10 protein-coding genes are annotated in these 11,891 nt (G+C 39.5%); all 10 read left to right on the top strand.

Going from position 1 to position 11,891, the window contains the following annotated elements; genetic code table 11:
• Positions 1-149 precede the first annotated feature (149 nt).
• Entirely contained in the window at positions 150-1,319 is a 1,170-nt protein-coding gene (locus ACE198_RS26260; RefSeq protein ID WP_375377582.1) for a substrate-binding domain-containing protein, read from the top strand.
• 65 nt (positions 1,320-1,384) lie between these two features.
• Entirely contained in the window at positions 1,385-2,881 is a 1,497-nt protein-coding gene (locus ACE198_RS26255) for a sugar ABC transporter ATP-binding protein (protein ID WP_098575673.1), read from the top strand.
• The gene (locus tag ACE198_RS26250) at positions 2,862-3,842 is read left to right on the top strand and encodes an ABC transporter permease (RefSeq protein ID WP_098575672.1); all 981 of its coding nucleotides are present in this window, start codon (positions 2,862-2,864) and stop codon (positions 3,840-3,842) included. The genes ACE198_RS26255 and ACE198_RS26250 overlap by 20 nt, the downstream gene beginning before the upstream one ends.
• A gap of 219 nt (positions 3,843-4,061) precedes the next feature.
• Positions 4,062-5,240, top strand: a complete 1,179-nt coding sequence (locus ACE198_RS26245; RefSeq protein WP_375377581.1) for a Gfo/Idh/MocA family protein — start codon at positions 4,062-4,064, stop codon at positions 5,238-5,240.
• A complete protein-coding gene (locus tag ACE198_RS26240) occupies positions 5,237-6,208 on the top strand; it encodes a sugar phosphate isomerase/epimerase family protein (protein WP_375377580.1) in 972 nt (323 codons plus the stop codon). Before ACE198_RS26245 ends, ACE198_RS26240 begins: the two co-directional genes overlap by 4 nt.
• Before the next feature lie 131 nt (positions 6,209-6,339).
• The gene (locus ACE198_RS26235) at positions 6,340-7,374 is read left to right on the top strand and encodes a zinc-dependent alcohol dehydrogenase family protein (RefSeq protein WP_375377579.1); all 1,035 of its coding nucleotides are present in this window, start codon (positions 6,340-6,342) and stop codon (positions 7,372-7,374) included.
• A 55-nt stretch (positions 7,375-7,429) separates the two neighbouring features.
• Entirely contained in the window at positions 7,430-8,272 is an 843-nt protein-coding gene (locus ACE198_RS26230) for a sugar phosphate isomerase/epimerase family protein (RefSeq protein WP_375377578.1), read from the top strand.
• Positions 8,273-8,532: 260 nt separating this feature from the next.
• A complete protein-coding gene (locus tag ACE198_RS26225; RefSeq protein ID WP_375377577.1) occupies positions 8,533-9,711 on the top strand; it encodes a substrate-binding domain-containing protein in 1,179 nt (392 codons plus the stop codon).
• Between the two features lie 150 nt (positions 9,712-9,861).
• On the top strand, positions 9,862-10,701 hold the full coding sequence (locus ACE198_RS26220) for an AraC family transcriptional regulator (RefSeq protein ID WP_251459175.1): 840 nt from the start codon (positions 9,862-9,864) through the stop codon (positions 10,699-10,701).
• A 296-nt stretch (positions 10,702-10,997) separates the two neighbouring features.
• Positions 10,998-11,765 carry an isochorismatase family protein gene (locus ACE198_RS26215; RefSeq protein WP_251459173.1) on the top strand — a complete coding sequence of 256 codons (768 nt, stop codon included), beginning with the start codon at positions 10,998-11,000 and terminating at the stop codon, positions 11,763-11,765.
• Positions 11,766-11,891: the final 126 nt, after the last annotated feature.

Genomic DNA, 11,891 nt, shown 5'->3' with positions numbered 1-11,891 from the left:
GATTAGGTGTTCGGTGTGGTAACCTCACTTTTAACCTAATTTCACGGGGGTGGCAAGTTTTTTGCATTTAAATCCCTTTAAATCAAGGATTATTAACTTTTTTAATATAAAAGTTTTGACAATACGACTACTATAGTGGGGGTAATTAAATGAAAAAGAGTTTTTCTTTTACAGTTTTACTGTTACTTGTTTTAAGTGTTTTTCTTGCAGGGTGTGGCGGAAAAAAATCTACATCTGAACAAGCGAGCACGAAGAAGAATGAAAACTACTCAGAAACAGCTTCAGGTCCATTAACGATCAATCCAAAGATTCCTGATTTAGCGGTACAAGATAAAGGGCCGAACGGAGAACAGGCCGTTTCAGCTAAGACATTGCAGCTTACGGAAGATGAGCTAAAGAAGATTAAAGAAGGTAAATATAAAGCGGCGATTGTTATGCACTACTCTGGTACTGACTATATGAATGCTGCGGTTGGTGCGATGAAGGATACATTTAAGAAGATGGGCATCAAGATCGTTGCTGTAACAGATGCACAGTTCAAAGCGGAAAAGCAAGTAAATGATATCGAAACCGTTTTAGCGAAAAAGCCGGACATTATGATTTCTGTTCCAGTTGATGCCGTATCTACCGCACCAGCTTATAAAAAGGCTGTTGCCCAAGGCGTAAAGTTAGTATTCATGGATGGTGCTGCACAAGGTTTAGTTGCAGGGAAAGATTACATCAGTATTGTGTCTGGTGACAACATGGGTAACGGAGCAACCGCAGCAGACATTATGGCTGAAAAACTTGGCGGAAAGGGTAAAGTCGGCATTGTGTATCACGATGTAAACTTCTTTGTTACCAAAAACCGATCTGATGCTTTTGAAAAAAGAATCAAAGAAAAATATCCAAATATTGAGATTGTCGCAAAAAGTGGGATTACTGGTCCAAATCAGGCAGAAGAAGTAGCATCTGCTATGTTGACAAGACACCATGATATTGATGGTATCTTCGCTCCATGGGATGTACCGGCTGAGGGTGTTATGGCTGCAGCAAGAACGGCTGGCAGGGATGATCTAGTTGTTACAACAGTTGATTTAGGTACAAACGTAGCCATCTCCATTGCACAAGATGGAATTGTTAAAGGTCTTGGAGCACAGCTCCCATATGACCAAGGTGTAGCTCAAGCAATCCTTGCCGGCTATGCCTTATTAGGAAAAGAAGCACCAGCGTATGTCGCTTCACCATCCATCAAAGTTACGAAAGAAAATGTCTTAGATGAATGGAAGTTAATCTACGGAACAGAGGCTCCTGACACAGTAAAAAATGCGATGAAATAATTTTAAAAAAAGGATAGGGGCTGCTTTTGAAAGCAGCCTCTAACATAAAAAGAAGGTGGACTTGGATGGAACAACCGATTCTCGAAATGAGAGGTATTAATAAAGCTTTTAATGGGATTACCGTTTTAAACGATGTCCATTTTTCCGTCAAAAAAGGTGAAGTTCACGCCTTGATGGGGGGAAATGGTGCCGGGAAATCGACGTTAATGAAAATCCTCACAGGGGTATACTCCGCAGACAGCGGCGAGATTTTAATTGAAGGAAAATCAGTAAGCATTAAAAGTTATGATGATGCGCAAAAGAATAATATATCGATGATTTTCCAAGAGTTTAGTTTAATTCCTACCCTTACCGTCGCTCAAAACATCTATCTTACTCGTGAGAAGAAAACATCATTAGGGCTGCTCGATGATAAGGATTGTGAGAAGAAAACAGAAAAATTGCTAGAAGAATTAGGCGTAGATATTAGACCAAATGATGTAGTTCAAAATTTGGGGGTTGGCTACTGGCAGATGACGGAAATTGCCAAAGCACTTTCCCAAGAAGCAAAGATTCTGATTATGGATGAGCCAACCTCGTCCTTAACCAAAAATGAAACGGAAGTACTCTTTAGTTTTATTAACAAATTGAAAGCAAAAGGTTATTCCATCATCTATATTTCTCACCGGATGGATGAAATCTTTGAAATATGTGACCGAATCACGATTATGCGTGATGGCCGTTATATAACAACAGAAAAATGCAGTGAAACCGATCTTGATACTGTAATTTCACATATTGTCGGTATGCAATTTGACCAAGCATTTGAATGGAAAGAACGTTTCTATGCAACGGACGTGCCGCCGATTTTTGAAGTAAGAAACTTAAATGCTGAACATGTCCAAGATATTAATCTAAAAATTCAGCCGGGTGAAATTGTCGGAATTGCCGGGTTAATGGGAAGCGGCCGGACGGAATTACTTCGAAATCTCTTTGGGATTGACCCAATTAAGAGTGGAGACATCTACATCAATGGTCAAAAACAATCCATTAAGAATCCAAAGAATGCGATAGAAGCCGGACTTGCACTGATTCCGGAGGACCGCCGGATGCAAGGATTGGTTCTTGAACATAGTGTCAAGGATAATATGATTCTTCCAATACTTTCGAAGGTGAAAAAAGGAGCATTTATTGATAGTAAGAAGTCCAATGAGATTAGTAATGAATTTGTAAGGAAGTTAAATATTAAAACAGATAATATTTTTAAAAAGGCCGGGTTGTTATCGGGCGGTAATCAGCAAAAAATTGTTCTAGCCAAATGGCTGGCGAACGACCCTACTGTCTTGATGTTGGATGAACCAACAATTGGTGTGGATATAGGTGCAAAAACGGAAATTGTTGAAATTATTCGAGCTATGGCCGAAAACGGCAAGGCGATCCTTGTGGTTTCCTCCGAGCTCCCAGAACTGCTTGCTTTGAGTGACCGAGTGATCGTTATGCATGATGGGAAAATCAAAAAGGAAATGACCCGCAGGGAGATTAAATCAGAGGAGGAATTACAATATGCAATCCAAGGTTTCTAGTATTCAAAAGCCAGCAACTCCTGCGTTGAAAGGATTCGAGTGGCGTAATTATATTGTCTATTTTGCCTTCGTGGGCGTATTAATCTATTTTTCTATCAGCTTAAGTGATGAAGGGTTTTTAACTTCAGGTAACTTATTAAACATTGTTAGACAAACTGCGACGATTTCTTTGATGGCGTTAGCGATGACTTTTGTTATTAGTACAGGAGAAATCGACCTTTCTGTCGGATCCATCGCTGCCCTTTCTTCTCTGGTAGGTGCATTAGCCATCCAAGCTGGTTATGGCATCATTGGTGGACTTATCGGCGGTGTTGGTACAGGTCTTGTGGTTGGATTAATCAATGGTCTGCTTGTAACAAAAGTAGCGATTCCTTCCTTCTTGGTAACATTGGGAACGATGGGAGCCATTAAAGGTGCTGCGATGTGGGTTACAGATACTGCTCCAGTTCCGATTGTAGACGCAAATTTCAATTTCATCTTTGGTTCAGGGGACATTGGTCCAATTCCAGTTTTACTAATTTGGACTCTAGTTTTTACAGTGATTGCCCATATCTTACTTCGTAAGACATCATTTGGCCGTCAGGTATTAGCAACAGGCGGAAATGAAAATGCTGCAAGATTCTCTGGCGTAAAGACAATGAAGATCAAGCTAATGGTATTCCTTGCAACAGGTTTAATGGCTGGTTTAGCTGGTCTCCTTTATGCAGGTCGTATGAATGCCGGACGTTTTTCCTTCGGTGAAGGGGATGAGCTTTCTGTTATTGCTGCGGTTATCCTTGGTGGGACAAGCTTGTTTGGCGGTGTAGGAACAATCATCGGAACGATTGTTGGTTCCCTAATGATTGGTACGATCAACAATGGTTTGATTATCATGGGTCTTGATGTCAGCCAGCAAATGATTATCAAAGGAATTATCATTATCCTGGCGGTGGCATTCGGTAAGAAAGCGATGAAAAGGTAATTTTTAATAGAGGTTTCCGCGGAATAATAGCAGAATTCTGCGGAATTCCCTTGGAAATTGACAAAATTAATGAGAAAACTGGCCGAATTTCCTCGGAAATTGGCGGAATTAATAATAAAAGCAGCTGTATTCTTTTCAAAAAAAGCAAAATGACCCTATAAGGTCTATCAATTTGCATCCTTGAACAACACGATCAACTTTTGAACAGGAGGAAGAAAGGTGGAGAAGATTAAAGTTGGTATCATCGGTACTGGATTTATCGGGCCGACTCACATAGAAGCCATCAGAAGGCTTGGTTTCGTAGAAGTAGCTGGTTTGGCGGAAACCAGTCAAGAAATGGCTGAAAAAAAGGCAGCTGAGCTTGGAATTCCGAAGGCCTTTGGTGATTACCGAGAAATGCTGAAAGACAGCGAAATCCAGATCGTGCACAATTGCACACCAAATCATCTTCATTTTGCCATTAATAAAGAGATTATTTTAGCTGGAAAGCATGTTGTCTCAGAGAAACCACTGGCTATGAACAGTGATGAATCTGCAGAATTATTGGAGTTAGCAGAAAAACAAGGCGTCATCCATGCGGTGAACTTTAATTACAGACAGCATGCGAGTGTACAAAACTTAAAAGCGAAAATCACTGAAGGTGATCTTGGGAAAGTGAACTTGGTTCACGGAAGCTACTTGCAGGACTGGTTATTGCATGAAACAGACTACAACTGGCGTTTGGCGCCGGAAGCAGGCGGAAAGTCACGCGCAGTAGCGGACATAGGTTCCCATTGGTGTGATACCGTCCAATTTGTAACAGGCAAAAGGATTGTTGAAGTTTTTGCCGATTTAGCAACTGTGGTTCCAGTAAGAAAGAAACCGACAGGAAACGTAGCTACTTTTGGGGCAATGACGGCGGAAGATATGAAATATGAAGATGTACCAATTAATACAGAAGATTATGCATCTGTTCTTGTCCGGTTTGAGGATGGATCTAGAGGAGTCTTTACTGTATCTCAAGTCAGTGCGGGACGGAAAAATAGATTGAGCTTTGAGATTAATGGAAGTCAAGCTTCAATATTCTGGAACCAGGAAGAACCAGAGAAGCTATGGATTGGGCACCGGGATAAAGCAAATGAAGTTCTATTAGCGGATCCGGCGTTGTTTTCGCCGGAGGCAAGGTCTGCTATTCATCATCCTGGAGGGCATAATGAAGGCTGGCCAGATGCTTTGAAAAATATGATGTTGAATTTCTACTCGTTTGTTCGCGATGGCAAAATCCTGAAAACAGACAAGCCAAATTTTGCGACATTTGCAGATGGACACCTTTCGATGTGTATCACAGACGCAATCTTAGAAAGTAACCAGCAGAAGAAATGGGTGAAGGTTCAGGCTAGCAAGGAGGTACTTGCGTGAAATTAGGTGTATTTACCCCCTTGTATCAGAACCTGCCTTTTGAAGAAATGTTGGATAAACTCTCAGCCATGGGTGTGGAGGCCGTTGAATTGGGGACAGGGAATTATCCCGGCAATCATCACTGTAATCCGGATGAATTGCTTGAATTTCCTGAAAAAAGAAAATTATTCCTGAGAGCGCTTGAAACTAGGGGAATAACGATCAGCGGCTTAAGCTGCCACGGTAACCCGCTTCATCCAAATGTAAATATTGCTCAAGAGTCACATGAGGTTTGGCGAAAAACGGTATTACTTGCAGAACTTTTGGAAGTTCCTGTTATCAATGGCTTCTCGGGCTGTCCGGGTGATCATAAAAGTGCAAAAAATCCAAACTGGGTTACATGCTCATGGCCTCCGGAATATTTAGAAGTGCTGAACTGGCAATGGAACCAAGTCGTTATTCCTTATTGGAAAGAGGAAGCGAAATTCGCGAAAGAGCATGGCATTCAACAAATTGCTTTTGAAATGCATCCAGGTTTTGTCGTTTATAATCCTGAAACCTTACTGAAGTTAAGGGAACATGCAGGAGAAAACATTGGAGCAAACTTTGATCCGAGCCACCTTGTTTGGCAAGGAATTGAACCGGTCGAGGCCATCAAAAAGCTTGGCAGGGAAAATGCGATTTTCCATTTCCATGCGAAGGACACTTATTTAGATCAAGCAAATATCAAGATTAATGGTGTTTTAGATACAAAGCATTATAGCCAAATTTTAGACCGCTCTTGGACATTTAGATCAGTCGGATTCGGCTCGGACGAAAAAATGTGGAAAGACATTATCAGTGCCCTAAGAGCGGTGGGATATGATTATGTAGTTTCCGTTGAACATGAAGATATGCTGGCTTCCACGGACGAGGGATTAAGCAAAGCGATTACTCTCTTAAAAAGGGCCATTTTCAAAGAGAAAATTACCGAGATGTGGTGGGCTTAATTTTTTGGAAGCATGGGGACGGTTCTCTTGCTTACAAAGGGAGGGGCTGTTCCCTCCCGCAGCTCATTTCAAGGAAATATGATAGGATAATTGTTTTTCAAAATTAATGATGAATGATTGGAGGCAGTACAATGACAACAATGAATGCTGTATTTTTTCCAGGAGATAAAAAGGTAGAGATTCGCCAGGTTGAAATTCCAACGCCTGGACAAGGGGAAGTATTAGTTCAGTTAAAAGCATCAGCGATCTGCCGAAGCGATATGAGCTTATATTATGGAACTTCCGTTTTTGAAGGAACAAAATGCGGATGCACAGTACCAGGGCATGAACCTGCAGGAGTTATCACAGAAGTAGGAGCTGGCGTTTCCAATTACAAAGCGGGTGACCGAGTTGCTGTTTACTTAGCTCTTGGCTGTGGTGAATGTGCACATTGCAAGAGCGGCTACAAAATGTTCTGTAAAGAATTTAAGTGTATCGGTTTTGACTCTCACGGCGGTGACGCAGAGTACATGGTGGTTCCAGCTGAAAACTGTATGAGACTGCCAGATAGCATGAGTTTTGTAACAGCAGCTGTTTCAACTGACGCTGTAGGAACCCTTTACCACGCGCAAAAGAGATTAGGGATTTCAGGAAGAGACTACCTAGTTATTTTTGGAATGGGACCTATGGGCGGCGCTGGTGTGATGATCGCTAAAGGATTAGGAGCAACGGTTATTGCAGTTGATATGCTGGATGAGCGCTTGGAGCTTGCGAAGGAATTGGGTGCGGATTATACCATCAATGGTAAAACAATGAATGTTCAAGAAGAAATCGCTCGTATTACAAAAGGTCTTGGTGCAGATGCTGCAATTGATTGTTCCGGAAGCCCTTACGGTGAAAATGATGCATTAGATTGCGTGAGAGCACATGGACGTGTCGCCTTTATCGGCGAAAGTAAAGAGACAACAATCAAACCAAGTGCGCAATTAATTCGAAAACAGATTTCTGTAATGGGTTCTTGGTACTTCCCAATTCAAGAATTTGATGAGATTGCTGAGTTTATTGTAAGAAAGAATCTGCCAGTAGAAAAGTTGGTTACTCACCAATTTAAATTGGAAGAAGCGGAAACAGCTTTCCGTATGTTTGACGAAAGAAGGACTGAGAAAGCTGTGTTTGTTTGGGAATAAACGTTAATAAATAATAAAACCTTTTGGTACTTAATTTTTGAGGAGGATCAATAAAATGAAACTTTCATTTAATACTTGGGTTTATAATTCTTTTCCATCCATGCTGCCATTTTATCCATTAGAAGAAGTGATTAGTCGAATTGCTGCATTTGGTTATGATGGAATTGAAATCGGTTGTGCGAGTCCGCATGCATGGCCTGATTATTTATCCAAGCAGAGACGTAAGGAAATTCTTCAGCATTTACAAAGAAATAATCTTAATGTTGCTGCTATGCTTCCCGCTCCTGGAGGAGGACCTGGAATAAATCCAAGTTCAGCTTTGAAAGAAGAGCGTGAATTTACAATCAATCATTACAAAGAAGTCATTCGATTAGCGCATGACTGGGAATGCCCAACTGTGATGTGGCTTGCCGGCTGGTTTGGTTTTGGTATGAACAAACAAGAAGCATGGAAATATAGCCGCGAAGGTTTGCAAGATGTGGCAAAATATGCGAAAGACCTTGGAATCACACTAGTAGTTGAACCTCAAGCTGCTGATTGTAATTTAATTGAGTCGGCAGATGATGCCCTGCAGTTGGCAGAAGAATCAGGTGAATCCAATGTGAAAGTGATGTTTGATACATTCCATGCCCTATATCGTAATGAAGTACCGAGTGATTATGTTTATAAAATGAAAGATAAGTTGCATCATGTTCATATTTCGGATGACGATCGTTTACCACCTGGACAAGGAACGGTAAATTGGGATTCCGTATTAAAAGCATTAAAGGAAATCGATTACAAGGGCTACCTCTCAATGGAGATTGGATTTGGTACTAGAAAGGCAGATCCTGATTGGTATGCAAAAACATCCATTGATTACTTGACAGAAAAGTTAAAAGGAATTGGGTGTAAGTAATAAATTATTGAAAAATAGTAATCGGGGCGGATGAAGGAGTTTAATTGCAACTGGTCCGCCCAGTAAATCTATTCACATACTAAACACTTTTAATAGAAAACATAATCACCTAAAAGAAAAATAGTAAAAAAATATTTTTAATTAACAAAAAAATGTAATCGATTACACACCGAGAGAGGATGTGATACATAACAACAATTAAAATTCGATATTTTAATCAAAGTGTTAAAAAAATCCGATGCTCATTTGGGGGGCTAATTATGAAAAAGTTACTATCTATTTTTACTATGATTCTATTTATTACTAGTATCGCACTTGTCGGCTGCGGGAAGGATAGCAGCACAACTAGCAGCGGAAGCAAAGAGACAGAGGGCACTAAAACCGAAGAAACTGCAGCAGTTTCAGGTCCAATAACGATCAACCAAGACATCCCTGACCAAGAGATTTTAAGTAAAGGTCCAAGTGGAGAAGCGGCCGTTTCTGCAAAAACGTTGAAGCTTACGGAAGAAGAAGTACAAAAGATTAAAGAAGGAAAATACACAGCGGCAATTGTCATGCACTATGCGGGGAATGACTGGGCAACCGCTCAAATCGATGGACTAAAAGCATCCTTTGCAAAAATGGGAATTAAGGTGGTTGCCGTAACAGATGCACAGTTCAAAGCTGAAAAACAAGTATCAGACATCGAAACGGTTTTAGCTAAAAAACCTGATATTATCGTTGGTATCCCGGTTGACCCTGTTTCAACTGCCTCTGCTTTTAAGAAAGCGGCAGATGCAGGAGTGAAAGTCGTGTTTATGGATAATAAACCTAACGGATTAGAAGCTGGCAAGGATTATGTAAGCGTAGTATCTGCTGATAACTATGGGAATGGTGTTCAAGCAGCTGAAATCATGGCGAATCAGCTTGGTGGAAAAGGGAAGATCGGCGTAATCTATCATGATGCTGATTACTTTGTGACCAAACAGCGTACAGAAGCCTTTGAAAAAACAATCAAAGAAAAATATCCGAAAATCAAAATCGTTGAACGCGGCGGAATCATTGGCCCTAACGATGGGGAAAAAGTAGCATCAGGTATGCTTACCAAAAATCGTGACCTTGATGGAATGTTTGTCGTTTGGGACGTTCCAGCTGAAGGTGCATTAGCAGCAGCCCGTACTGCAGGAAAGAAAGATTTTGTCATTACGACCATTGATTTAGGGACAAACGTTGCTTTAGATATCGCATCAAATGGTTTGATTAAAGGTCTCGGTGCTCAGCTGCCATATGACCAGGGGATTTCAGAAGCGATTTTAGCCGGTTATTCTATACTTGGTAAAGAAGCACCTGCTTATGTAGCCGTTCCTGCTTTAAATGTAACGAAAGAAAATGTATTAGATGCATGGAAACTTGTTTACCACCAAAAAGCACCAAAGTCTATTCAAGGTGTGGCAAAATAACCAAACAGCTGTATAAATAAAGAGGCTCAAGTTCTAGAGCCTCTTTTACTGTAAAAGCTCCTTATTTATTAAATAAAGCAGTCGGAGTGTACCTCTAGTCAAAAATGGATTACTTAGAATGCTATTTATAATGAAAGGGGACATACCAGCGTGGAAAAGTCTTCTGTTTTTTTAAATACTCCCCAGTTTATCAATATTAAAGGAATAAATGAAATCAGTCCATTTTGGATTAAAAAACATTCCGATCCTAATTATACAGAGATTGTGTATATTCAACAGGGGTGCGGAGAGTTCATCTATGAAGAAAAACCTTTTATCGGACAAGAAGGAGACCTTATATTTATTCCCCCTTTTAGTCATATCGAAGGTAAATCTTGTACAGACAAACCTCTCAAAGGGATTAATATCTGTGTTTCGAATCTGCATATTAATGGTAATGAAAAAGGTTGTTTAACCTTTTCTAATGATCTTCCTATAATTCATTTGCAAGATGAAAAAAAGGAGATTGTTAACTACTTTAAAGATATTTTAAGGGAATATCGGACGAAACATGCTGGATATCAAGTCGTAATCTCTTTAATTTTACAAGCCGTTATTATTAAAATTACTCGTCTCTTGAAAGATTCCGATCATCATTCCTTTTCTCCAGTCTGCCTTGAGGTAAAGAAATATATAGATGAAAATTTTAGACAAGAACTGACATTAAATGATTTGGCTAATCTAGTTTATGTAAGCCCCTACCATTTAGCTCATGTTTTCAAGGAAGAAATGGGAGTGCCTCCCATACAATACATGATTTATTGCCGTATAGAAGAAGCAAAACGATTACTTAAGCAATCTAATCTATCTGTAAGAGAAATCGCATCTATCATTGGTTATGAGAATCCAAATTATTTTAATCTTCTCTTTAAAAAATTAACAGGTAACCCGCCAGGTAAATACAGAAGGATTACTACATCTAGTTCTGAGTTTTCCAAAAGTAAAGGGTAAACTAACACTTGATGTAATAGATTACATCTAATTGAATTTCTTCTGTCCCCGAATTAAGAGGCTTCTCACAAGATTGTGAGAGGCCTCTTATAGTGTTCATAAGTTATAAGCGATAGTGAAAATATTTAAGTAAGCAAACGCATCGTAGGAAAAATACTAGAATATCCTACTATTTATTGGGGATAAGTTCCAGTAATTAATTTGCTATGCTATAATGATGGTAAGTTTAATACATAATGGATAATTTTTTGTAACTTTAGAAAGTTTATTGCTGACTTAAGCCGGGAGGATTACATATGTTTGAAAACCTGTTAAATATATCTGACGCTGCCAAGCTATTGGGAGTGTCGCCGAGTACATTAAGACGGATGGAGAAAAATGGAAATATTGAAGAGTATGGCTTAAAGGTTATTTATACCCCTGGCGGTCAAAGGCGATATATTCTTGATGAGGTTCAACAGCTTTTCTCTAATCAGGGGTTTTCCGGACAAATTGGATTTGGTACAAAACCTGCTCTGTTAATTCGGGATTTTACCATAGCATTTACTGAACCGCATTCCCAATTAGCTATTAAAATGGATCATCAAATCACTGCCACCCAACAACTTATCGAACAAGCTCTTAACGATAAGATTCCAATAATCTTTAGTAAAACGATTTATGAAACTAAAAATAAGGTTTCTAGATTATGGTGTGAAAAATTTCCCTCGCTTCAAATTTTAGACCGCGAAAGCACATGGGTCAATATTCATCCAGATTTATCTGACTATCCATATGATTTGATTAACGCGACTGTATATATATCTTCTTTGTACGATGATCAAGTAGATGATTTCTTGAAAGATAGACAAATTGATACATTAATATTAGCTGGGACAACTACAAGTGGGAGTATAAGAGCAACTGCAGTAGATGCTCTTCAAAGAGGTTATAGAGTAATCATTCCTAAAGAGGCTGTAGGAGATCGAAATCAAACCTTACAGAACTCAACATTATTAGATTTAAACGCAAGGTATGCAGACGTAATGAATCTGGATAAGGTTCTTAATGCTATGAAACCATGAGCAGCGCATTTGAATAAAACCATGATTATCCTTAGGTAATCATGGTTTTTTATTTTTAGAAAATTTTAATAAAATTGAATATTGACACTAATGGTGCTGTGAGATAAAATAAAACCATGAAAGCTT

It is taken from the genome of Neobacillus sp. KR4-4 (assembly GCF_042136325.1).
Classification (GTDB): Bacteria; Bacillota; Bacilli; order Bacillales; family Cytobacillaceae; genus Neobacillus.
Note: the sequence above shows the minus strand (reverse complement) of the source record. Positions and strands in the feature narration are given on the sequence as shown.

What these genes read in the sequence shown, in the direction of transcription:
- ACE198_RS26260 (WP_375377582.1), top strand. Translation starts at nt 150, where the DNA reads ATGAAAAAGAGTTTTTCTTTTACAGTTTTACTGTTACTTGTTTTAAGT.
- ACE198_RS26255 (WP_098575673.1), top strand. Translation starts at nt 1,385, where the DNA reads ATGGAACAACCGATTCTCGAAATGAGAGGTATTAATAAAGCTTTTAAT.
- ACE198_RS26250 (WP_098575672.1), top strand. Translation starts at nt 2,862, where the DNA reads ATGCAATCCAAGGTTTCTAGTATTCAAAAGCCAGCAACTCCTGCGTTG.
- ACE198_RS26235 (WP_375377579.1), top strand. Translation starts at nt 6,340, where the DNA reads ATGACAACAATGAATGCTGTATTTTTTCCAGGAGATAAAAAGGTAGAG.
- ACE198_RS26230 (WP_375377578.1), top strand. Translation starts at nt 7,430, where the DNA reads ATGAAACTTTCATTTAATACTTGGGTTTATAATTCTTTTCCATCCATG.
- ACE198_RS26225 (WP_375377577.1), top strand. Translation starts at nt 8,533, where the DNA reads ATGAAAAAGTTACTATCTATTTTTACTATGATTCTATTTATTACTAGT.
- ACE198_RS26215 (WP_251459173.1), top strand. Translation starts at nt 10,998, where the DNA reads ATGTTTGAAAACCTGTTAAATATATCTGACGCTGCCAAGCTATTGGGA.